The 22,493-nt window shown below is 56.1% G+C and carries 16 protein-coding genes and 1 pseudogene; 11 read left to right on the top strand and 6 right to left on the bottom strand.

Features of this window, described 5'->3' with window-relative positions; all coding sequences use genetic code 11:
- The first annotated feature begins 230 nt into the window (after positions 1 to 230).
- From ACIOTL_RS17405 to ACIOTL_RS17415, 3 genes are read left to right on the top strand one after another with little or no spacing between them, the layout of a single operon-like run.
- Positions 231 to 1,628, top strand: a complete 1,398-nt coding sequence (locus ACIOTL_RS17405) for an ATP/GTP-binding protein (protein ID WP_400344081.1) — start codon at positions 231 to 233, stop codon at positions 1,626 to 1,628.
- A complete protein-coding gene (locus tag ACIOTL_RS17410; RefSeq protein WP_400344084.1) occupies positions 1,603 to 3,363 on the top strand; it encodes a type IV secretory system conjugative DNA transfer family protein in 1,761 nt (586 codons plus the stop codon). Before ACIOTL_RS17405 ends, ACIOTL_RS17410 begins: the two co-directional genes overlap by 26 nt.
- Complete coding sequence (locus ACIOTL_RS17415) at positions 3,360 to 3,977, top strand: DUF4913 domain-containing protein (RefSeq protein WP_400344086.1); 618 nt, start codon at positions 3,360 to 3,362, stop codon at positions 3,975 to 3,977. The genes ACIOTL_RS17410 and ACIOTL_RS17415 overlap by 4 nt, the downstream gene beginning before the upstream one ends.
- Before the next feature lie 211 nt (positions 3,978 to 4,188).
- Here ACIOTL_RS17415 and ACIOTL_RS17420 read toward each other — a convergent pair whose 3' ends face one another.
- On the bottom strand, positions 4,189 to 4,758 hold the full coding sequence (locus ACIOTL_RS17420; RefSeq protein WP_400344089.1) for a DUF6036 family nucleotidyltransferase: 570 nt from the start codon (positions 4,756 to 4,758) through the stop codon (positions 4,189 to 4,191).
- The gene (locus ACIOTL_RS17425; RefSeq protein ID WP_400344092.1) at positions 4,755 to 5,351 is read right to left on the bottom strand and encodes a helix-turn-helix domain-containing protein; all 597 of its coding nucleotides are present in this window, start codon (positions 5,349 to 5,351) and stop codon (positions 4,755 to 4,757) included. The genes ACIOTL_RS17420 and ACIOTL_RS17425 overlap by 4 nt, the downstream gene beginning before the upstream one ends.
- 1,045 nt (positions 5,352 to 6,396) lie before the next feature.
- Here ACIOTL_RS17425 and ACIOTL_RS17430 point away from each other — a divergent pair.
- A complete protein-coding gene (locus ACIOTL_RS17430) occupies positions 6,397 to 7,185 on the top strand; it encodes a hypothetical protein (protein WP_013350257.1) in 789 nt (262 codons plus the stop codon).
- Positions 7,186 to 7,203: 18 nt separating this feature from the next.
- Positions 7,204 to 7,446 carry a hypothetical protein gene (locus ACIOTL_RS17435; RefSeq protein ID WP_013350258.1) on the top strand — a complete coding sequence of 81 codons (243 nt, stop codon included), beginning with the start codon at positions 7,204 to 7,206 and terminating at the stop codon, positions 7,444 to 7,446.
- Positions 7,447 to 8,056: 610 nt separating this feature from the next.
- On the opposite strand, the gene mobF is transcribed toward ACIOTL_RS17435, so the two are convergent.
- Positions 8,057 to 12,397 carry a MobF family relaxase gene (gene mobF, locus ACIOTL_RS17440; protein ID WP_400344109.1) on the bottom strand — a complete coding sequence of 1,447 codons (4,341 nt, stop codon included), beginning with the start codon at positions 12,395 to 12,397 and terminating at the stop codon, positions 8,057 to 8,059.
- Positions 12,398 to 12,998: 601 nt separating this feature from the next.
- Here mobF and ACIOTL_RS17445 point away from each other — a divergent pair.
- The gene (locus tag ACIOTL_RS17445) at positions 12,999 to 13,433 is read left to right on the top strand and encodes a hypothetical protein (protein WP_400344094.1); all 435 of its coding nucleotides are present in this window, start codon (positions 12,999 to 13,001) and stop codon (positions 13,431 to 13,433) included.
- Between the two features lie 279 nt (positions 13,434 to 13,712).
- On the opposite strand, the gene ACIOTL_RS17450 is transcribed toward ACIOTL_RS17445, so the two are convergent.
- Together ACIOTL_RS17450 and ACIOTL_RS17455 are read right to left on the bottom strand one after the other, a co-directional pair.
- Complete coding sequence (locus ACIOTL_RS17450; RefSeq protein WP_400344097.1) at positions 13,713 to 14,135, bottom strand: hypothetical protein; 423 nt, start codon at positions 14,133 to 14,135, stop codon at positions 13,713 to 13,715.
- A gap of 1,145 nt (positions 14,136 to 15,280) precedes the next feature.
- A pseudogene (locus ACIOTL_RS17455) lies at positions 15,281 to 16,194 on the bottom strand (IS110 family transposase); the annotation flags it as partial.
- A gap of 463 nt (positions 16,195 to 16,657) precedes the next feature.
- Between ACIOTL_RS17455 and ACIOTL_RS17460 the strand changes: the two are divergent.
- The gene (locus ACIOTL_RS17460) at positions 16,658 to 17,074 is read left to right on the top strand and encodes a hypothetical protein (protein ID WP_096256523.1); all 417 of its coding nucleotides are present in this window, start codon (positions 16,658 to 16,660) and stop codon (positions 17,072 to 17,074) included.
- Between the two features lie 279 nt (positions 17,075 to 17,353).
- On the top strand, positions 17,354 to 17,620 hold the full coding sequence (locus tag ACIOTL_RS17465; protein ID WP_400344099.1) for a hypothetical protein: 267 nt from the start codon (positions 17,354 to 17,356) through the stop codon (positions 17,618 to 17,620).
- Positions 17,621 to 18,687: 1,067 nt separating this feature from the next.
- Here the strand turns inward: ACIOTL_RS17465 and ACIOTL_RS17470 are convergent.
- Positions 18,688 to 19,140, bottom strand: a complete 453-nt coding sequence (locus ACIOTL_RS17470; RefSeq protein ID WP_400344101.1) for a hypothetical protein — start codon at positions 19,138 to 19,140, stop codon at positions 18,688 to 18,690.
- 138 nt (positions 19,141 to 19,278) lie between these two features.
- Between ACIOTL_RS17470 and ACIOTL_RS17475 the strand changes: the two genes are divergently transcribed.
- The 3 genes from ACIOTL_RS17475 (at position 19,279) to ACIOTL_RS17485 (ending at position 22,298) form a co-directional block, all read left to right on the top strand.
- Positions 19,279 to 19,569 (top strand): lactococcin 972 family bacteriocin, encoded by a 291-nt coding sequence (locus ACIOTL_RS17475; protein ID WP_400344102.1) that lies wholly within the window; start codon positions 19,279 to 19,281, stop codon positions 19,567 to 19,569.
- Positions 19,570 to 19,659: 90 nt separating this feature from the next.
- Positions 19,660 to 21,603 (top strand): hypothetical protein, encoded by a 1,944-nt coding sequence (locus ACIOTL_RS17480; RefSeq protein ID WP_400344105.1) that lies wholly within the window; start codon positions 19,660 to 19,662, stop codon positions 21,601 to 21,603.
- Positions 21,600 to 22,298, top strand: a complete 699-nt coding sequence (locus ACIOTL_RS17485; protein WP_400344107.1) for an ABC transporter ATP-binding protein — start codon at positions 21,600 to 21,602, stop codon at positions 22,296 to 22,298. The genes ACIOTL_RS17480 and ACIOTL_RS17485 overlap by 4 nt, the downstream gene beginning before the upstream one ends.
- Positions 22,299 to 22,493: the final 195 nt, after the last annotated feature.

Raw genomic sequence — 22,493 nt, forward strand, 5'->3', positions numbered from 1 at the left:
TGAAATATTTCAAGAAAACCAGCACCACCACCAACCCCGTCGACACCAGCAAATCTGGGAAGACCGCCTCAGGACCTATCTCTCCTGCTGATACAGCCATCAGCCAAAAGGGCGCGAAGAATCAGTCACGGAAGGACCGGCGGACAGCGAAGCAAGCCAGGAAACTAAATCGAACACAAACGATCAAACTAGCAAGCACACAAGATAGCGGCACGCCAGCAAACACCGAGATGCTCCGCCCGGACGTGTCCTGGGACGCCGGCCGCCGTTCCCGCACCGGCTCCGCCTACGGCCTCTACGACCCAGCCCCCGAAGGCGGGATCAGCACCACCCGGCAAACAGAGATCAGCAACCTCGCTGTCCCCTGGTCCCCCACCTCCTACAAAGGCCTGCTCTTCGGTTTGGACCTGGAATCAGGGTGGGGCGTCATGCACGACCCGATCTTCGCCTACCCGAACACCGTGAACAACGCCAACGTCATCCTCATCGGCGACCTCGGCTCCGCCAAAAGCTCGGGAGGTAAAACCTGGGGCTGCCTGCGCCCGCTGATCCTGAACCGCAACGTCATCGTCGTCGACAAGAAACCCTCGGACTCCAACCCGGAAGAAGGCGAATACGCAGCCCTCTCTAGGTTCTTCGGGCGCGAGCCGATCACCTTCAAAATCGGTGGCGGCGGAGCCTGTCTGAACATCTTCGACCCGGCCATCTCCCCCGAAGTCGAAGACACCCGAACCAACGGCTCCGAAGCCCCACCAAGCCAAGCTCAGCTATTGCGTGCGGTCGCCACCGAAGTCCTCGGCCGGCCAGTGTCCTCCCGCGAAGGCAAAGCGATGCGCACTGCCCACCACCGCGTCCTCAAAGAAACCCATGCTGCTGGCCGTACCCCCACCATCGGGCTGGTCATTGCCCGCATGCTCGACCCCTCCCCTGTCGACTGCGAGGAACTGCAGATCGACCGGACCGTCTTGCGCGAATGGGGCTACGATCTGGCGTTCGAACTGGAACGGTTCGTCGATGAAGACCTCTCCGGCCTGATCGACGGCGAAACCTCGGAAAACGTGATCCTCGCTGACGGGCTGACCGTCTTCGACGTCTCCCAACTGCCCGAGACCGGGCCGGCGTTGGCGATCATCATGACCGTCATCAACACGTGGATGACCAACCGGCTCTTCCGGGCCAAGAACCGGCGCCAAACCCACTTCATCGTCGAAGAAGCCTGGCACGTCGTCCAAACCTCCGTCGCCAAAGTGATCCGACGCAACCAGAAAGTCTCCCGCGCCATCGGCCTGTCGAACTGGTTCATGTTCCACCACGTCTCAGACATCCCACCCGGAACCGAAGCCGAGGCGATCATCAAGGAATGCGACACCGTCCTGGTCTATCAGCAGAAGAAAGCCCCGGATGCGCGGGCCGCAGTGGAAATGTTCGACCTGCCCGCCTCCAGTTACGGCACGATCTTGAACCTTGCGACCGGCACGTGCCTGATGAAGATCGGCAACGAAGCGCCGTTCGAGGTCAAGCACCTGCGCAGCGACGTGGAAAAGATCCTCACCGACACCGACAAGGCCCTCACCGCCCAGAAAATGAACGAGGTGATCACCGATGAGCTCGAACCCCACGCGGCATAACCGCGAAATCCCCGCCTGGCTGATCATCGCCGCCCTTGCCGGCCTCGCGTTGGTGGCGTTGAACTGGGGCGAACGCCTCACCCCTACCGGTACTGGAATCTCGTGGAACCCGATGGACCTGATCCAAGCCGCCCTCGATGAGAACCTGGGCTGGCCGACCGCGTCCTGGTTCATCCTCGGCGGCTTCTCAGCCGTCCTGATCGTGGCGTACGTGCTGTTCACCGAACTCTGGGCTGGCTCGCGAGACGAGGCGAAGAAGTTCACCCCGCAGGGCGCTGCGATTACCTCGATGATGGGCTTCACCTCAGCCTGGCGCAAAGCCCGCCAGATCTACGGGGCGCAGGTCACGAAGAAGACCGCCGAAGCGTTCATCGCCCTGGCCGTCTATGCCAACGCGTCGAAGAAAATCCCGCTGTATATCCAGCTGGAAGACAGCATGTGGGTTTACGCCCCAGCCCGCGGTGGCAAGACCTCCAGCATCGTCATCCCCATGATCCTCAACGCCCCCGGCCCAGTCCTGGCAACGTCGACCAAACCAGATGTGGTTGCGTGGACTGCTATTGCCCGGGAGAAACAAGGGCAAGTGTTTGTGTGCGACTGGGAAAACATCACCGGCTGGCCCAACACCGTGAACTGGACACCGATCTATGGGTGCGAGGACGAAGATGAAGCTTTGGAGCGCGGCAAGGCGTGGGCTAACGCGGCCCCGATGGAAGGAACCAAGAACGGGTCCTGGTTCAGCGCCAAGGCAGGCACCGTCCTCGGCCGGCTCCTGCACGCCGCCGCACTGGAAGATCGCACCATGGATGACCTGCTCATGTGGATCTTCGACTCCCACAACCCCGAACCCATCACCATCCTTGAAGACCACCACAAATCCCGGGCCTTCATCCAGCCCCTGCGCGAACGCACCGAATCGCGGGCCGGCGAAACCGAGGACTCCATCAAAGCCACTCTCATCTCCCTGGCCGAACCGCTGGTCACCGAACGGGTGCTCTCGCAGTTCCGCTTCCGGAAGGAAGAAGCCTTCGACATCAACACGTTCCTTGAAGGGCCGAACACCTTGCATATCGTGGTCGACGGGGAGAACTCTCCGTTGGGGACCTTGAGCACGATGTTCGCTGACCAGGTCTATCGGGCGGCACGCCGCAAATCCAGCCAGTTCGCCTCCGGACGGCTCTGGCCCGTATTCCGCATGGTCCTGGATGAGGCACCGAATGTGGCGGCGTTCAGCAACATGGGCGAGCTGATCACCGACACCGGCGGCCGCGGCATCCAAGTGATCGGCATCAGCCAGTCCTTCATCCAGAACGAAGCACGCTGGGGCAAGGAAGAAGCCAAGACCATTGAATCCAACGCCTCATTGAAGCTGATCTTCCCCGGCATCAACAGCGAAGACTTGAAAACCTACGCGAATGACATGGGCGTACGAGACACCCCGCGTATCAGCCACTCCTCGAGCAAGACCGGAGGCTCGATGACCCAAAGCACGGAGGAAAAGGCGGTCGTGCGTGCTGAGGAGCTCAAGCACCTGCGGTTCGGGCAAGCCACCGCCGTGTATCGGAACCTGCCGCCGCATGTGGTGCATACCGAGATGGTGTGGCAGCGCAAAGACCATAAGGACTTGAAAGACATGAAAGACCAAACACTGCGCAGGTGCGGAAAGATCTTCCAGGATCCCAACCAAAATCAAGCCGGCAGCCAGTCGGCAGAAACCCTTGGCGGTGCCCGATGAGCGAACCACAAACCCACGATGACCTCGTCGAGCTGATCGTTCCGCTGGTTGAGCCGCTGATCGAACGGCAAGAGAAAGTCGAGCAAGGCCTCGCAGCACAAGAAACAGTTCTTGTGGAACTCACGAACCAGCTGGAACGGCTCACCAGCATAGGGCCTGAACAGGATATTTCACCGTGGAATCTCTATGCGGCTAACCCGACACAGATCAGTGAGCTGCTGACTAAGATCAATCAGTGGCTGCCTTGGATGAACGAGACCTACGGTGCGGGGCAAAGCACGAACATGATCCCAGCTTGCTGGTTCCTCCACCCGAACGTCGTAGCGCACGTGGTCGGGTTATATACGTCGTGGACGGCCGCGAACTACGGGTCCGAGACTCCGAATAGCGATCTGGTGTATTGGAACCTGCGCTACCTACCCGACGTACTCGACATCATCAACGCACCAGCGGATAAGGGCGGCATGGCCGGCTGCCGGCGCGAACACCGCGCGCCGGAACGGACGGATCCAGTTCCCGAGGCATTCACGGATGAATTCGACCAATGGGTCATGCAAAAATATCCTCTACCCGATGCCCAAGCCGATTCCATTCCACAAGAGACCTCCGAATGAGATTTTCAAAGCTTCTCGTTTCGGCTGAGAACGCCGTCTGGCCCTTTGGCCATTGCATTGCGACCGCGCGGGACCATATGTCCCAGGTGTAAACTTGTACTAATAGCAAAGGGACAAGGATTCTTGCTCTTATACGTCGAAGAAACCCACGGATTCCGTGGGTTTCTTAGGTTAACAGTGGAAGAAAATTTCTTTAGCTCTTCTACGATGATTATGCGTCGTCTTCTCGATTTTGCTGCTTGAATCGTCGGGCTGCCGCTATCGCTTCCTCCGCGACAATCTCATAGTTCAAGCGGCCCTGCGACAGGGGAATGGAGTCCTCTCCATACTTCTCGTATGCCAGATCAACGAGCTCTGCAGGATCAGTAATGCCCATCGCATTGACCAGATAGCCTAAATCGATGATGTCCTTATCGCGCTCTGCCGCAACTTTCATCGCTGCCAGCGTCGGCAAATCAGCAAGCTTCACAGCGGAAGACAAGCCCTCCGGGTAGGCCATCCAGCGAACGTTGTCCGGCAGGAATGCTGCCGCACGCGAATTCAACCATTTTTTCGGCAGGTTGTAGTCTTCGGCCATGGCGTCAACAACCTCATCGACGACAGCAGTGCTTTGATATTTGGCGTCGATATCCTCGGTCACTCGGTCCAACAGTCCGTGTAGCAATAGTGCGGCGCCTCCGACGATCTGAATATCGAGGGCTACGCCGCGTTCAGCCAATCGGCGCTCAAGTTCGCTAAGGAACTCAACGATCTTGTCTCTGGTAAATCCATCCCTGTTCATGCGGTGGCCAAGCTTCGTTCGCGCATCCATACGTTCATTTCACGAAGTTCCTTTGGGGTTTCGGATCGGATGAGTTGTTTCATCCGGTCTCCGACGGGATAGATTTTTTCCGAGAGGAACACAGGTTCAGCAGACGCAGCGGTTTTCCGTGCCCAAGCAGGCGTGATGCTATCGGTCTTCGAAGCGACCCAGCGTGTCAGTGCTGCAAGAGTCACCAAATACTGCGCATCATCAATCGCAGGGCGCTGCCGCAAGAGCGGCCGCCCTTCTTGGAGTGATTCGGCAGCGTATTCTCCGACCAACCTCAGAGCGTACTCATAATCTTTCGCTGCAAGAGACCGGCGAAAAATGCCGGAGATCTCTTCGCCACGATCAGGGACTTTTCGGAGTGCTGGCTCTTCGAATCCGAGCTCGTGCAGCACTTTCAACGTCAACCCCAGTGAGGCTGAGTCTTTTCCTGATTCCAGCTCGCTGATGAATTTGCGGGAAACACCTACCGAAGCAGCCAGCTCGCCCTGTGTCATGCCCAATGCTTTGCGTTGCGCTTTGATCCGCGTCCCCAGCTCAGAGGACATCATTGATACGTACTCCATACAATCATTATGGCACCGTACGGTTACATTTCACAGTAACCTGCCCATGCTAAGCTCAATCCAAGAATCTCGTTCCCCTATTGACTCTGGGGCGTTTGACCACATGCCTCAGTTCAGTACCGTGCGACTTTTCCATCTTGAGCTCACGCTCACCTAGTCAAGCTGCGGCCCATAACACCGTAGCTTCGGCAATTGCTCTCGATTAACAAGTCATATCCGTCGCTAGTTTGCGGCGGCTTGATCCGCGAATCTCCTTGCCTATAACTTGCAGATTTAGTCACCGAAGCGCATCAGGATGAGCCACGAAATGTCGCTCGGTCAAGTATTCCGTTGAAATCGAACGGAGTGAACTTCGCCGGAGCTATCGGAACCGCTGAGCAGCCAACGTGCGGAATCCTAGAACGCTGAGCCCAGCACATCATCCAGATCGAAGTTCTGGGGATTGCTCGCCAAGATCTCTATGGCATATTGGCCTTCGAATCGGAGTTCATTATCAAGCCGTGCCCACGCTGGTTGGCGCGGGTCAGAGATCTGGTTATACAAAGTGATGATTCGTGAGCGGTCAGACCTTTGAAGCCGTGGCACCAGCGCCAATGGGTCCCCCAACAACGTTGATAACAAAGCTGTATCTTCCAGGTGACGCTCACGGTCCTTGAAGTCCTCTCGATAGGCGGTGCTTTCAAAACCACTGCGCCCAGGACACCCGAGATTCTCAGCGTCGCAACCAGCTCTCCAGATACATCCATGACACTGCAGTTGATGGTGCGTTTCAGCGCCTGCGTGCCGGCCGGAATCTGGAATGGTTCACGACCGCCTAGTTTCAGAGTAGAGCCGGGCACCTACAAAAATTTTGGAATCTTTTAGTCCAATGACCTGACTTTTTGATATTCTTCAAATAAGATCAGTAACGTTAGGAACCATATCAAGGGTTCAACAGGGGTCAAATATCGATTTTCGGAGAACTATGCGGGCAAATCTAACTTTCATTCGAGGCACAAAGCTATTAGGCATTAGCGGAATCTGTCTTTCCCTAACTCTCTTTGGCATGAATATAGCTTCTGCTGCGGAACCAGCACCACTCGACCTAGAAAATTATTCCTCCGAGAAACTCATCGTTGACCAGTCTTCTATCGAAGTAACTGATGGCAACGCTTCCATGAGCCTTACATTGCCAGGAAAGCCCGCAGAGCTGGCAACGCCAGATCTATCGGGAGTACCAGAAACTCTAATTGCACATGCCACCGAGCCTGCTCTGACGACAGAAACGAAGGAGGCTTCGATTTCAAGTTTTGAGACACCGAACGGTTCTCAGACGCTGATTTCAATTGAATCTGCTGAAGCTTCCCACACCTATAATTTTCCTTTTGAGGCCCCATCCGGCTCTGTGAGTCAGCTAGAAAAAGATGGCTCAGTAAGCTTCATCAATGATGAGGGAGAGTATGTTGGAGGCATATCCGAGCCATGGGCTTATGACGCTAACGGGAAGCAGCTAGAAACTAGTTTTAGCTTGTCAAATGGTATTTTGACTCAAACTGTAGAGTTTGACGAGCACACGGCGTTTCCTGTCGTAGCAGATCCCAATACGGTCTGGGGTTGGACTGTTTGTGTTGCTACAGTGGGTGCCAACCTAATGCCTTGGGGAGCTGCTGCAAAAGTTGGATATAAGTTAGTCAAGCGGTTCGGATCCGTCAAAAAAGGCGTGAATATTATATGGCGTGCGTACCACAGCAAAAAGGGCGCAACCGCAAAGCGAAATGCAGCTGTAGCTGTAGCTGGTGGCCTGTTCGCCGAGCTTATTGGTATTAACGACATCAAGCAAAACTGTTTCTCCTAATCCGGAAAGAAGTTCCCAATGGCTACTGAAGCTAACCCAACGTCGCAAAATAAACGTAAGCCGAAGGCTATTCTTAGCGACTACTTTTATCTCGTCCTTGCTCTCTTGGGCCTTTCGCAGCTTCCTGCTACCTTCCAGACCAACGGACTATGGATAGGTCTTCTTCAGCTCGGCGCAATTTTGTGTTTCACCTATCTCATCGCAGCTGGCAACAAAGGTCGTTTTGTTCCTTGGCTAGATCACGATAAGCACCGTATTTAAGTGCCCGGTGGCTATGAAAGAGAGCACTTACCGCTATCTTTCATAGCCACCGTCCTTTGGACGTATAGCTTGCACCGGTACATATGGAGTCGCAATTTTCCGAGGTGGCTAGCAGGGTTTCGAGTAGTCGGCAGGGTCGGGAAACTGAAGGCACGCCATTTCGCGAGGCGCACTGCTCTCGCTGCCACGTTCTGAGCCTCTCGTTCCTTTTGCGCACGTTGCACGGCAGCCAACTGTGTTTTTAACCAGACGTTCTCGCGCTCCACCAGCTCCAGCTGTTTCATTTGTTTTCGAAGTCGCGGCGCAGTCTCCAGCCCATAAGCCTTTTCCACACTGGCGCAGGCTTTTTGAGTTACCCGGAGATCGTTCTTGGCATGCCATAGCGGACCTAGGCCATCCTGATAAGACGATGATATAGACATGGTCTTCCCTGTGACGCACCATCACCCACCGCTGATCCGCATGCCCCATCTCCTCTGCAAACAACTGCCATTGTCAGCATGCTGCTTATTGCTCAATGTCCGATTTCCTTCTGTCTTGCGAGGGGCAGGATGTTAGACCACGTCATTAACCCAAGCGTGCATTCAACACGATACGTAGTTCAAACCCCTTATCTCAGGGTCGGTCCGGATGGTCCGCGACGCTGCGCTTCATCGTCCTTGAGCTTGCGCTGCTGATCAGCTGCCTGCTGCTGCGCCTCTTGTGTCTTGCGCAGGCGGGCCAGCAACTCATTCGTCTCAGCAGCCCCCGACCTTTCCTGGCCTGCATGGTTTTCGCTAGTACTCATGGCGTTCTCCTTCTCCTGCGGGGTGGTCTCATTACGGGTTTGGGCTCGTTGGCGTAACGCCGCGATCTTCGCCGCCGCATCCGACTGATGCACGGCTGTTCCCGCTTCATCGGCCTTCTGCTGTGTTAGTTGTTCCTTGGCGTCGTCGGGCATTGGCTTGCGCGTGGTCAGCTCTGAATGCTTATGAAGCTCGGCGGCACGGTTGCGCAGGTGTTGGGCCACCGGGTTGTCCTTCAGATGCTGTGTGGGCAGCAGGGTGGGTTCTGAGTTAGGGATGTTGTAGGTGCGGCGGTAGGTGGCGATCTCAGCTGCCAGCCGGCGCCACTCTTCCGCCCGGTCAGCCCGCCCCGGTACTGGACCCAGGTCTTCAAGCCATGCTGGCGGGTTTTGGGCGAGTTCTGCTCCGAGCCTCTGGTGCTCGGCATCAACCACAGGACGGTACGCTTCGATCTGTTCCTTCCAGGCTGCTGGCAGGCGCGGATCAGCCAGTTGTGTGCGGGGGGCGAACCATTCACCCAACCGGTTGGGTTCGCGGGGCTGCTCGAACGGGGTTTGTTCCAGTTCGCGCAGCTTCAGCTCGGTACTGATGCGTCGTAGGACGGTGCCGCTGGTTCCGGCCAGTGTCCGATGCTCACGGCCCCGGATCTCTGCCTGGGCCAGTGGTTCTGGCATGTCCTGACGCAGCTGCTGCTCGTGGCGCAGCTTGCCCAGCGACCAGGAAAGGTACGCTTCGTTGTTGTCCACGTCTGAGGGGATCTGGCGGATCAGTTCGTTATCGGTGTGCTTGATCCGGGCCGCTAGTTCTTCGTCGCCCAGGTGGCCGTACAGCCGGCGGGTCAGCGGTGAGATCTTTTCAGCTTCAGCAAGCTCGACCGCGCTCTTGCGGGACGAGGAGCCGGCAGCTTCGGAGCGGTCCAATGCGCGTTCCTTCAATGCGAGCAGGTGGTCTTGGTTCACCTCGCGCAGGGGGCGTTCGGCGGTGGTGAGGGTGGCTTCGCGGTTCTCGAGCAGGGTGTCCATGCGCCATGCGAGGATCGCGGCGATGCTGTCTGCTTCGGTGAAGTCGTGCTGTGAATAGGCGTCCTCGATGAGGGTTTCCAGCTTCACCCCAGCCTCTTCGGCCCGCTCCAGATGCCGGGAAACTGCGCCCCAGGCCGGGTCTTCAAGGATTGGCTGGGCGATCGGGGTGCTGAGGGTGGTGCGCAGGATCTGCTCGTATTTGGCGGTCTGGGCTTGGTCTACCAGGTCCCGGTAGATCATTCCGAGGCTGTTGATGTCTCGGGCCTGCTCGAATTCGCGAGTCACGGTTTCGTGGGCGGTAAGGTTCAGGTCGGTACGCTCGGCAATACCGTTCAGGACCGTTTCGGCTCGGTCCCCGTCGGCCAGGTCCACATAGATGCGGTTGTCGTATTTGCCGCGGCTGGTCGCCACGTACGCGCCGGCACGATCAGTGCTCTTGGTCAGCAGTGCGTGGGCGGTGTCGACGGTGGCTCCCTGGGCACTATGCACGGTATCTGCATACCCGAGGATGACGCTTTCAGCGACATAATCGGCGGGGATGGCGGCCAGTCCGTGGTGTTGCTGGTGGCGGGCGAGCAGGTGCCCGGATTCGATGCCTTCGACCACCCAAGAGTCGTTGTTCTTCACGAAGTCCTTGCCCTGGTGGACGCTGAGGCGGCGGTCGTTGTTCTTGGTCAGGATGACATCGCCAACAAAGATCTCCGTGTCATGCCGGCCAAGGATCTTTTGGGTTGGATCCAGTTCATTGTTGCCCAGCCGATAGGCTTGGGCCTTCTGATTCAAAGCAGCGACTTGTTCGTTGGTGCCGGCCAGCATCAGGGAGGTGCGGTGTTCGTTGGTGTCTTTCTGCCAGGCGGCGAACACATGGTCGGCCATGTCACCGGTGGTGCCGGCTTTGATTTTTCCTTCGGCCCGGTAGTACGCCCACGGGTCATCCTTGCCCACTGCTGGAGCTTCGCGCAGGGCCAGGGACGCGGCGGCTTCGCCAAGGTTGGGAGTGCCGTCAAGGTTCCTGAACCGGTGGATTTCCTCCAGGTGGGTGAGCTGTTCTTCGTGGTTGAGCAGGCGCAGGATCCCGCCGGATCCGACGGAGGCGAGCTGCTTGTCATCGCCGATCGCGCGGACCAGGGCGCCGTGTTCTTGGGCTTGTTCGATCAGGGCGAGGAATTGGGTGGTGCCGATCATGCCGGCTTCGTCGATGATCACCACATCCCCTGGCGATAGCTTTTCCTCGGTGGCCAGGAGCCGGTCGACGGTCATTGCTTCGACCCCGACTTCATGGCCTAGCAGGGTGGCTGCTTTGGCGGAAGGGGCTACGGCGATGACGTGGTGATCGGCTTGTTTCATGGCGTTGACGGCCAGTTTCATGGAGGTTGTTTTGCCGGTGCCAGCCGGCCCGATGCCTGCTACGAGGAGTTTGGTGCTGCAGGAGAATTCATGGGCCAACGCCACCTGCTGCTCGTTCAGCCGGCCCTCGAAATTATCTAGGACGTTCTGGAAATGGTCGGCTGTGACCGCGGGAATGACATCAGTGCGCGCGGCCTGCAGGACCTTGTGTTCGGCTTCCAGCACCGTTTCGGAGGTATAGAGGGCGGCGTGGGGTTTCTGGTACTTGTGCACCGCCATCATGGCCCCTGCCACCGGTGCAGGCACGGGAAGGTCAGGGGTGACTTTCAAGCTCAAGGAGTCAATCGCGGTGGCTCGGACTTGGGCGATGACCGCATCAGCGACGGGTTGGGCTTGGTAGTGGTTGGTGATTTGGCGGCGCACTTCAGCTTCCACGTGCGCCTGATTCCATGTCGCCCGCGACTGCTCTAGTCGGGTGATGGTGGACTGCGCCAGCTCACGGATCTGTTCTTCTGGCAGCTGCTGGATCGGTGTGTAAACCGGTTCTTGGCTGGCCGAGTATTCGCGGGCGGCCGCGAATAATTCATCACCTACCAGGGCTCCGGGGACAGAAGAGAATTTGTCTTGCCAGTGCTCGGTGAGCTCGGAAAGGGAGAGGCCTTTCTTCTTCTCGGCACGGGTTTCCAAGGTAGCTTGCTGGGAGAGCTTGATCAGCTGCTTCGGGCTCGGAGCCCTTCCATGCTTGTCTTCGAACTCGTCCACGAGGGTCTTCAGCTGCGCTTTGATATTGGTCCGGCGTGAGGAGGCGGCCTCGATGCTGGCTAGGGGGATGCCGCCGATTTCGGTGATCGGGCGCTTGCCTTCCACCGTGCGTTGAGTGGTGGCGAGTCCCAGGTCGCGGCAGATGTTCTGCATGACCCTTGCGTTGTAATGCTCCGAAGCAGATACCGCGTACTTGTGCAGGACGGTCCCGTCGATGGCGCTCCACTTGCCATCCATGCCCAGTACTTTGTTGGAGACGACGATGTGGTCGTGCAGCTGCGGGTCCCCGTCACGGGAGTCGTAATGCCGGAAGGAGGTGTAGATCAGTCCGCCGTCCACGTCTTCTGAGCGGATCCCGTTCTTGCCGCGGCGGGTGAAGACCGCATTGGTTTCCAGGTACTTCATGGCGTCTTCGATGGCCTCGTGATGGGCTTTCTCAATGACTTCTTGGACCTTGCGGTCGCTGACGCCCCAGAGGTAGGAGATGCTCTTGGATGGGGAGAACACCATGTCATACCCGGCCACGGCGTTGGAGCCCTTATGGGTTTGCCGGGAGATGAATTGGGAGAGTTCTTCCTTGTTCTTCGGCTTGCGTCCGTGAAGTTTGTAGAAGTGTTCGCCGCCGGCCTTGCTGCGGATGATGCGGCGTTCATCAGCGGTCGGTTCGCGGTGCTTGAGCCTGATGAAATCGTCCAGGGTTGTGTTAATCTTCTTAGCCAGTTCGCCGTCGAACTGGTCGAAACGCTTGTAGCGTTGGCCCAACTGCGCTGGGATCTTCTTATCCGTGATTGGGTCGATCTGGCCAGTGAGTGGGTGTTGTCCTAGGCCGTAGAGCAGCTCCATTTGCTCTTCGGTGACTTCACCTTGCACGCCGAGGTTCTTCGCTCCCCTGCCGCCCCAGATGCCTGGTGGGTGGCCGGTGACGGTGTAGTAATCCCCGAGTTTCCGGTCTGGTGAGCGCAGTTCATCGGCGGAGGCAACTTCGCGGGTGTAGTAGAGATAGCCGTCCCCTGCACTGAGCTTATGCAGGGTCATCACACGTTCGACTCTAGCAATTCTGCCCAAAGTTATCGAGGATGCAAGAGGTGTGACAGATCTGGTCTTGATGGATCGGGAGAAAATAGGGCCGGGGGACTTCGACGATGCGTGAGAGATCTTGAGACGTCCGAATGAGGTACGAGTGGAAACTGGCGGGTCAAGGCTCTTCTCGTGTCGGGGATGGCACTGACCGGAGGGCTGCTACCGATCCATCATGTTGGTCGGCTCTGCATCCTTTGAGGAACGAAGAAGAAATAGTGCAGAGGCGGGCAAAGAGATCTGGCCATCAAAAGAAGGATGTTTTTGGTGCGGTTTTGCACCTGCGATCTTCGCTGTGTGCAGGTGCGTCCAAGGTGGGTTTGATAGGGTCGCAGCTGTGCCCAGGGCAAGTCTCTTGTGTAAAACCGTGGCCCGATGTTTTCCACGTGTGGGCGGGTGGAGACGGCGCTTAATCTCAAAGCCGTCCACAGGTGGGAAACATCGGGCAGGACAGAGCCTGAGCGTCAGCGAAGTCCGTTAACGCGTTTGGGGCGGGGTGCGCGAGGGGTGTCCCCTCGCAAAATTTTGTTTTCGAGTTGGTGAAGGATGAAGTGTTTTGATGAGTAAGCCACGGAAGTCTGCTGCAGCGGTGGCCGCCCGGGAGAAGGCGCGGGCGAAGGCTGAGGAGATCACGCGTCGCAATGAAGAACTGATCGAGTTGGCGGCGAAGTTCTTCATCCATGAGGAAGAGATCGAACTGATCGATGAGGACGCAGCGAAGAAGATCGCCGAGCTGCAAGCGACTGCCGAAGCGAAGAAGGATAAGGCACGCGCTACAGCGGCGTCCGTAATTGAGCAGATGCTCGGTACGGGTGAGTCTAAGAAGTCGATCGGTGAGCGCCTGGGGCTCAGCGGTTCGGAGTTGAAGAGCTTCCTGCCGCTGGCGGCTCCAGCGAAGGAACCTAATGCGTCCGATGCACAAAACGAAGACACTGCCCAGGACCCAGCTTCGACTACCGCGGGGCAAGCTTCCGGAGTTGCGGCCAACGCCTAAGGCCGAGTGCTGAGCGCGGTTCCGATTCTCCCGATGCAGCGGGTTTGAGCTTATGTGTTCGGGCCGGTGATTGGCCATGGATTGCGGATCTTGGCGTGCGAACGGGCTTGTCCTCAGACAGGCACCTGCGTAAGCCATGCAGCGAAGCAGTCTCGGTGCCTGTGGCTAGAAATTCATCCTCAATAACGAGGCTGATCTTGCAGCGCATCGCCGCTGGAAGAATGGCCATGACAGAGCTTTGGCCCTGAACGCTCACGCGTGCAGGGCCAAAGTGTTGGGTTAGTTCCCGAAGTCCGGGATGTACGGTTCACACAGTCCGTCGATCTGTTTGAACTCTTGCGGGTTCATCCCTTCCAACGCTTCTGGCCCGTCCGCTTGCCCGCTGGCCCAGTACCAGAAGGCTTCTTTGCTGATGGCCAGGTTTCGGGCTTCGCAGCTGCGGTACCAGCGCGCGGTCACGTCGCCTTCCACGTACGTGGTGTATCCGAAGAGCTTCCCGGTTTCGTCTTCTGTTTTGGCGGCGGCGAAGATGATGTAGGGCCAGGATCCCAAGTCCCATCCATCGCGTCCCCACCCAGGCACTTCGTGCCATCCAGTGCCGGCCAGCGATTCCATCCAGTCATACCCTTCGCCGTACATGTCGCGTTCGACAGTTGCCGGGACGGTGACGGTTTCACGGGTGTCCTTGGTCGTGGTCTGCATAGGTTTTTGCCCTTCGCTTTACGGAAGAGGGGCAGGTTGCCAGCCACCCGCCTAAACTCTCCCCCGGTTGTTTTTTGCCTGCTGGCGAAATGCAATGAAGCGGGGCCAGCCGGAAAACCCATCAACCCGACAGGGGTGCGCAATCCACGAAAATCTTGGGCCGAAAGAAGCGACGAAGGAGCGCGGACCAAGAATTTCTGGTGGAGCACGCCCGAAGCGCAGCGAGCGGCTTGTGGGTTTGGAGATGGCCCGTACACTCCGAAGGACAGCAGCAAAAAACAGGAAAAGACCGGACGAAGTCCGGGCCAACAGCCGGCCGCGCCAGCGGACGCCCGACACACCCTGGAGACGAGCTTGCGAGGACCCAGGGTGCTCAACGGGACGGGCACCTCACGGCATACCTAGACTGCGTCTAACGTCCACGACTAGCCTGAACGGGGAATGCTCGCATGTTCAGGACCACCAGCGGGAGTTGTCACAAAAGTTCGGGACATCGGGTTCACACAGCCCTTGAAACACAGGAAACAATCAACTCTCTGCAAGTCGCCCATGATGCCCCACAGATCAACTACGAGCAGCGCACGAAAGCGCAAAGTACTCGTTCATCGCGGTATGCCATCTGACTCAATTTGGAAGCGACAAGGGCGCAGCACCATGCGCGGTGAGTATCTTCCGGCCTACCGACTCAGCGCGTGAGAACTGGTCCACCGGTAACTGGCTTAATGAATAACCAGAAATCTTCAGGGCGTGGTGTGCAAGTAACCATACAGCTGGTGGTTTAGCCTAGTTTCATGCGTGGTTCAGTCTCATGGCGACGCCACGCACTGTTCGGATTGAGCGTTTCACCTCTCTCATCCGTGCGGGAACCCTGCATAATGGCTAGGTGCCCTATTGGGCACCTAGCCATTTGCATCTGCAAGCACTGAACAGGCTTAGCTTGACGTTCTGTGGACCAGAGTGGCCACACTTCAACGGTCCAAAACCAGCGATGAACAATCACGAGTATGCGACGTTTACTTCTTGTTCAGCGTCATCGACACTGTGGCATATCCAGGCTTCGCGGCAGTTAACCAGACAGCCGATTTCCTTCTAAGGTCCTTCTTGGTCATGGTCTAATTCGGCTGGGGGTGCCCCTATGTTCTGTGTCAAGCAATTTTCAGCTCCGGAACATCATAAAGTGAGTCGTCTCGGATCATGGCAAACAGGACTGTGAGCCGTCGGTGGGCCAGTGCGATGAGCGCTTGGTTATGGCGTTTACCCTGAGCCCGTTTCCGGTCTTAGTATTCTCGGCTGGTCGGATCAAAACGGATGGAAGCAAACGCCGAAAGGAACAGCGCTCGTTTCAGTCGTTTGTTGCCTGAATGGCTGACGCGTTCGGACTTGATCGAGGTGCCCGACTGGCGCGTGGTTGGCGCAAGCCCGGCGTAGGAGGCCAGCGCCACTGCACTGGTGAAGGGCTTGCCGGAGGTCTCGGCGATGATGACCGCGGCGGTCTTGACGGCGACCCCTGGCATGGATGTCAGGACCAAGTAAAGAGGGTGGGCCTCCACCATGGCTTCCAAGTGCGTGGCCACGTCTACGCGCTGGGCATGCAAGTAAATCATCTGGCGGGCAAGGTGCGGAATGACCAGACCTGCGGCGTCGGTGCCGACCACGACCACGGTTCGCTCATCCAACGTATCCAGGATGGCTCCGGCCCAAGCAGTGCGCCGGCGGGCTCCCTGCTTCTTGAGCTTCGCATCGATCCGCGCTTTGCCAGCATGCTGCAGTTGCGCCGGTGTCGGCCAGGCTGCGAGGACCTCCAGCACCGCGTCGTGTTCCAGCCACGGGCCAAGAACGCGTTCCAGTGGCGGGTGGATCTGGGTGAACAACCCGCGGATCCTGTTGCTGGTCTGGGTGACCTGCCGGGCCAGATCCAAGTCGAATCCGGTGAGCATGCCCAGGGTGGCTTCATCCTCGTCCGAGACCTGGATACTGCGCAGCGTGTGCGGCATGGTGCGCGCCGCATCAGCGATGATGAACGCGTCTTTTCATCGGTTTTCGCCGTCCCGGGATACAGTTACCAAGCCTTCGTCGAGTGCAGGTGACATAAATATTTCTCGCCCCCAGATTGTAAAATCTGGGACAAAGATTTATGCGTATGCTCGATACAATTGGAAGAATGCACCCTTTTCCGAGTGTCCACGCGGCAAATCTCAGATCGGTGGACCCGACGGGCTAGCAATTACGTTCAACCGCGCCGTCACCAACAAGGGTGTTTCCTTTGTGGGGTGCAACAGCTATAACAAGTGTGAGAAAACTGGATGGCTGGAAACCAACAATCAATATGGTGCGGGTTGGGCGTTCCAGGATTGGGGCTACGGCGCGCTTTACGGACACAGTCCTACATATAAAGGAACTTTGACCTATACGCTAACCACGAGTTCAACTAAATGCCTTCAAGCTTTTGCGAAATATGGGCATTCTTGGAACTCTACAAAGCTGACCGGTTTTAGTATAGGTAAGTCTTCAATCGGAATCTCATGGAATACGAGCTCAAATCTATGGCAGAAATCAAGCCAAGCCGGGTCTTACCGATGCTAGGACGCACCTGGGCAAAGGGATTAGCCCTTGCATCATTTGCTCTGATCGCAGCTGGTTGCTCAACTTCAGATACATCCCAGTCACTATCTGTGGATGCCGTCATGGATGTTTGTGCAAAAAATGATTGTTTTACCGTAAAAGTTCCTGCGAACCTTTCAGTAACGGTCAACGGCCATGAAGTGAGCATTCCATCTTCCAACGGGTCTGGGACAGTGGCTTTGGAATCTGTCGGTGCTGTCCAAGTGACGGCACGCTGGAATTCGTTTGAGAAGACAGCCGATCTAATGATAAGTGATGGATCAGCGGAGTCAGTCACCATCAAGTTTGATGAAATAGCGAGAGTAACCGAACTATAGAGAAAAGTCTGAGGTCAAACCCCTGATTATTCTGATCGTCTGCATCACACGGCTGAGGTTTCTGTCGCGGTGCTGGTGATGGTTGATATCGTCGGAGCCGTCCAGGATTGCTGAATCCCCATGAGGGAGAGACCTCATCTGCAACGACAGTGGCTATGATTGTTCATGTCTCAACAGACTCTTTCGCATGGAAGCATCCCGCGGTCTTTGCAGGATGCTTCCATGTTTAATGCCGAATCCAGAAAATCGCACGTGCCATCCATGAGTCGGTAGAAAGAATTGTCCAGTGAGTCCGCGGGATTTCACCTGCACTTCCTCACCACGGCCTTTGACCTCCCCACCGCCAACTCCGAGATTGCCGAAGATCCAGTGCAGCTCGACGACTCTCCCGTCATCGACTACACCCACTTCTCCCTCGCGTTGAGCCGATCACGCAAGTTCGCCCGATGGGTGAGCTGGAACATCGACGGATTACGCATGCAGTTGCTCTCCCGTGCCGGTATCAACTTCACCAAAGAGCAGCTACGGACCCGAGTGGAAACTTAAGAAATTTAGCTAAAATACCAATGACGGGTGTCGGCCCCCAGAGTCATCCATACCTTTCCGAAGTCCCCCAATCTGCGTCGTGCCGTCCGTATGAGGAACCTCAACTGGGACGGTGCAAGGTAGATGCAGAGCGCCGCCCAATTGCTGATGCGACTCGGTCTCGGACTTTAGTCGAGTTTCCCAAAGGGGCCGGCAGCGTCGAGCGGAATCAGCTCTGGCTTCCTGGACATGATCAAGAACGCTATGCCAAAGAGAAATACAGCTATGGCAAGCCCAAGTAAAGCTGTGTCGCTTGATGTCGCAGGGCAGCCCGCAGAACTGTCATCAATCTCAGGACAGCTCCGCCATGGCTGCAAGAACATCACGAAACTACCTGCTGCTCCTGCGAGAGTCAGCAGGAGTCCTATTGTCAGGCAAACGGCCTTACTCGAAGCTTTCATACTTCATTCAAACACAGCAACGTTTACCTTCTTCATCGCACTCTATGGGGAACCTCCTACGGGACTGCTCAGCAGTAAGCTGGCCTCGCTCTGCTGATGATTCATACCGACAGGTGGAGCAAGGCTTAGTCAGCGATCGATTCCGCAAATTGCGTGGCGTCTTGGGGGTTGGCCAATACGACTTGGTACCGGTGACCTTTTGAATCTGAGAAGGTTACGGAGGCAGATCCTCCCATGTTCAATCTCGTGAGGGAGTCGCGTTTATGCGTCGTGACAGGCCAGTTCACCAAGCCAAGGTTCATGCCGTTATCCGATGCGACCGACACATCATGCACGTTCTGTCGCGGTACAACCCGTTTCCAGGCAGGGCCGGTAAGAATGACCGATCTCGTGTCAACCGTCACCGTGATCTGTGCCAGCCGCCAGCACTACACAGCAGCAAAGATCAGTGCTATAGCCAATAGGTAGAAACCCCCAAGAAATTCGAAGATAGCAACCACAACGAAAACAACCGCAAGAACCCAAGGAACCCTCTGCGGTGCAGATCTACTTCATCCTAGGCAAACCAGAGATGATTAAGTGGTTCACTTCTACTTGGTGGATCAGGGGTGAAGCACTTTGGAAATCTCAGCTGCTAATGGGCGCACACAACTGTTGAGCGCTAGTAATTTGTTCCCATGGTCGTCCGTACTTCAGCAAGGGTTTGGTTGGCTCCAAAGTTTGCTCGTTCATTTCCGCGTTGTAGAACCTGGCTGATATACCCAGATCCTTAGTCAGTTTGTTTCGACATTCTCGGTGGCCCGCCAGAAAATCGTTAATGGCATCCGCCGTCAACTGTTTAAGCGCACTACTGCCAGAATCTCCAATCCTCTCGGCAATAGCTTCGGGTCTCTCTCCTAAACACAATGCAGCAGTGGATAGCAATGCTGATACTCCCGGACGTGTTTGCGGATCGAAAGTAATTCTGCGATCCGAATCTGTGGTCGTGCGGCGGACAACTTGGACAGTTTCATCTGGCGACATTCCAAGAGAAATAGCGTTGCCACAACTCGTGGATAGAGACACGCACGGGCAACGCATTGATATCGAAGCGCAAAATGTTACGGGTTTTAGGTGCGACGATTCATTTACTAAGAAGGATCGATTTTAACGAAAATGGTCGATAGGATGGCGTTATACCCAAGCGGGTCGCATCGTCATCAATCGAAAGGGAAGCTCATGCAGCGTAAATTTGCAAGTATCGCACTAGCTGGCGCACTGCTATTGGGAGGGGCGACTGCCGCCCATGCAGCAGTATCGTCACCTCCGGAAGGTGGAACTTGGGATCGCGGGACAAATCTCGTCTGGTCATACTCAAAGTATTTCAATCAGAACAAAACACACAGCTCGGCTGTGAAGGATTCCAGTGGAAACACCAAAAGTAGCGGCTGGGTTGCAAAGAATACCTGGGCAGACGCTCGCTTTACGTCGCGCTGGCCAGGCGTTCACTACTACTACAACGTGCGCTGATCGAATACTTTGCCATTGAGTAAGCCGGGCTCTTGATATTGAGCCCGGTTTGCTTTGCTTGCTGACCATAAATCGGAGATTTGAAACCTATTGAAGAAGCTTTTGACAGCGTCCTCCCTTATCGCCGCGGCAATCTTGGTACTTTTGGCAGGTATTTTTATCAATATTTCTGATCGATATTTCCCGCTAGGTGCAGGTTCAACCGTGTTGGTCTCTTTGGAAGACTCCACGGCCTCCAGAGCGGAAGTCCTCCAGAGCCTGACCGAGTGGAGTGATGGTACAGCCGTTCCCCTATATTTACAGGCTCCTGCCGATGAAGATCCGACTGCGCGAGTTCTCTACTCATTAGGATCGACTTCCCCAGAGGAAAGACTTGCTCCGACCTCTTTCTTGCCGTGGCATCACATGGAGATACTTTCCGCTGCGGATCTCGGTAGCCATAGCCTTGAAGCGTCCTACGTGCCCGCTGACGCAAGCGCAGAGCAGCGGGCATCCTTCACAAAGGTCATTGAAAGCCTGGGAGGCCAGGCTTGGTGGACGAACTACGACTGGCGACAAATGCTAATGCAATCACTGGCTGAAAGTGGGGCTGCACTTGCACTGCTGACTTCCGGGGTCCTTGTAGTCACGAGCGTGCTGATGTGGGGTTTGTCGAGAGCTCGGCTCCACGATCTCGAATTCTTGGCGGGGAAGTCCAACGTTGAGATCATAAGGGGCGATCTCGGTGTCCTTATTCGCCGCGTTGCGCTTCCTATAGGGCTGCTTGCTTCCGTAGCGGGGGTCACTGTTCTCATCTTGAGTGGCCTGCAATATGCAGTGGAATTCATGTCCACGCTCGCAGTTGCTTTGCTGATACTGCTCAGTTTCATATTGATAATATGGGCCCTTGTCGTGGCGCTGTCATGGCCGACTCGGCAAGCTATTGCACGAAGAGAATTTCCTGGAGCAGGCTTTGGCGCACCTAGTGAAATGTTGCGTCTACTATCGGTAGGCATCACCGCACTAACGCTTCCTTTTCTCGTGTCAGGATTAATCGGCGCGCAGCAGGCGGCAGATCAGGCGCAAGAGTGGTCTCGGCTGGACGGATGGGTTTCGATTCGGGCTTCGTCTGCTGATGGAGAGCTGGAGGACCCAGTCAAGGAAGCGGCAAGGGCTATGTCGAGTAGGGAGCAACTGGCTTTCTCTAAAGCAATAAGTCTATATTCTGGGCCTGCCGGATCAGATTCGAGTGATCCGACTCTATCTGTAATTATTACGGACATGACTTTCCTAAAGCTGATGGGGATCGAGTCGCTAAACGGGGCGGATTGGAATCCTGCACACGAGGCAGATCTCCCTCAAGACGCCGCGCAGGTCATGAAAGATTCACTACCTCTATGGCTTGCTGACTCAGACGGGCTTAAGGCTTCCGGGGTGCACTTTATGCGGTGGCAGGGAGAAAAACCCTTTGCGGCGATCAGTGGAGTCACGGGAGAGATGGAATTCGAGAGTACTCCGACCGTCATCGTCGTGGACAACGCAGGAGAATCGCTCACGGGCAATTTGCTGTTGTCTTCAGCTTCAACGGGTAATTTGCTATTTAGCAATGCCGATGCCGTGCGGCAGTCTTTCGATGCCAACGGAGCCAGCGATGTAATCCTCTCTGTTGATCGCGCCGCCGATTCCGGCCTCCTTCGCGCGCAGCTGCTAAACCAGACTTTGTGGCTCAGATGGCTGTCGTTGGGGTTGGTCCTTTCTGCTTTGGCTTTGACTATTGCGGTCGGAGCCCAAGTCTGGGCACACAGGCTTTCCCGGAGAATATTCGTTCAGCGTACAGCCGGATTTAGCTGGGCTTGGATTGCTCGCTGGCGCATCATCTGGGAGTCAATATCCGCAATCTTCATTTCGGCCTTGAGTGTGCTTTTTCTCAAGCAACTGGAACTATCGCCCTGGTGGGCTTTACTTCTTCCTTTGACGTACCTTCCAATGAGCGTATATCTACACAGTCGCGCTCTACGTCACCGCTTCACGAGTCTCATCAGCAGAAGCCCTTGACCTCGATTGGAGCAGTAGAAATTACCCCGCAACTTTTGACTACGTTTGGTGGATCCTTGAAATTACAAATGTCCAATGTCGGCGTTAAAGCTGCGTCGAAAAATGTGCTGACTAATATCGATGCGCTGTGCCTTCCAGGGGAAATCACAGGGCTCGTCGGTGTGAGCGGCGCAGGAAAGACGACTGCCTTGCACTGCTTGGGTCTATTGATCGCCCCTGATGAGGGTGCAGTGCTGGTCAATGGTGAGGCCACGGCAAAGTGGTCTGATAAGAAGCGCCGACTTTTCTGGCGAAATCAAGCGACTTTCATCTTTCAAGACTACGGTCTGGTGGATGAAGAGAGCGTGGCATATAATATCGCACTGGGCGTACGGAGCAGGAAAGCTCAGGAGAGCATTGATGACGCTCTTGCCATGGTCGGTTTAGAAGGGCGTGGCTCTGAGACCATTTCACGCCTTAGCGGAGGTGAAAAGCAGCGTGTGGGCTTAGCACGAGCCATCGCAAAGGGAGCAACCTGTATTTTTGCAGATGAACCAACAGCTTCCCTGGACGCCAAGAATCGGTCCATGGTGATTCAGCTGCTGCGTGAGCGAGCTCAAGCAGGCGCAACAGTTGTACTCGCAACCCATGACGAAGAGGCAATGGAAGCCTGTAATTCTCTTATCCGCCTGGTCCCTCCCGCTCAAATGGATTGAGAATCTAGAATCAGCGGGCTCCATGTCTCAGGGGAATTTTACTTGCTATGAATCAGTGCTCTCACTCCAGCCTGACAGGCAGGGATCCGCCCGCAAGAGCAACGTTCACTGGGACTAGAGTTTCGAGATGTCCAGAATTAGCGCGTGTTTTTTGCCTGTTTTCTGTATACGAAATAAGTCGCTGCTGAACAGATC

The organism is Glutamicibacter sp. NPDC087673 (assembly GCF_044743255.1).
GTDB lineage: Bacteria > Actinomycetota > Actinomycetes > Actinomycetales > Micrococcaceae > Glutamicibacter.

Bases quoted from the DNA above. Each gene is read 5' to 3' on its own strand.
- ACIOTL_RS17420 (WP_400344089.1), bottom strand. From the start codon at position 4,758: ATGAACAGGGATGGATTTACCAGAGACAAGATCGTTGAGTTCCTTAGC.
- ACIOTL_RS17410 (WP_400344084.1), top strand. From the start codon at position 1,603: ATGAGCTCGAACCCCACGCGGCATAACCGCGAAATCCCCGCCTGGCTG.
- ACIOTL_RS17475 (WP_400344102.1), top strand. From the start codon at position 19,279: ATGCAGCGTAAATTTGCAAGTATCGCACTAGCTGGCGCACTGCTATTG.
- ACIOTL_RS17415 (WP_400344086.1), top strand. From the start codon at position 3,360: ATGAGCGAACCACAAACCCACGATGACCTCGTCGAGCTGATCGTTCCG.
- ACIOTL_RS17435 (WP_013350258.1), top strand. From the start codon at position 7,204: ATGGCTACTGAAGCTAACCCAACGTCGCAAAATAAACGTAAGCCGAAG.
- ACIOTL_RS17430 (WP_013350257.1), top strand. From the start codon at position 6,397: ATGAATATAGCTTCTGCTGCGGAACCAGCACCACTCGACCTAGAAAAT.
- mobF (WP_400344109.1), bottom strand. From the start codon at position 12,397: ATGACCCTGCATAAGCTCAGTGCAGGGGACGGCTATCTCTACTACACC.
- ACIOTL_RS17445 (WP_400344094.1), top strand. From the start codon at position 12,999: ATGAGTAAGCCACGGAAGTCTGCTGCAGCGGTGGCCGCCCGGGAGAAG.
- ACIOTL_RS17450 (WP_400344097.1), bottom strand. From the start codon at position 14,135: ATGCAGACCACGACCAAGGACACCCGTGAAACCGTCACCGTCCCGGCA.
- ACIOTL_RS17460 (WP_096256523.1), top strand. From the start codon at position 16,658: ATGGAATACGAGCTCAAATCTATGGCAGAAATCAAGCCAAGCCGGGTC.
- ACIOTL_RS17405 (WP_400344081.1), top strand. From the start codon at position 231: ATGCTCCGCCCGGACGTGTCCTGGGACGCCGGCCGCCGTTCCCGCACC.
- ACIOTL_RS17470 (WP_400344101.1), bottom strand. From the start codon at position 19,140: ATGCGTTGCCCGTGCGTGTCTCTATCCACGAGTTGTGGCAACGCTATT.
- ACIOTL_RS17425 (WP_400344092.1), bottom strand. From the start codon at position 5,351: ATGGAGTACGTATCAATGATGTCCTCTGAGCTGGGGACGCGGATCAAA.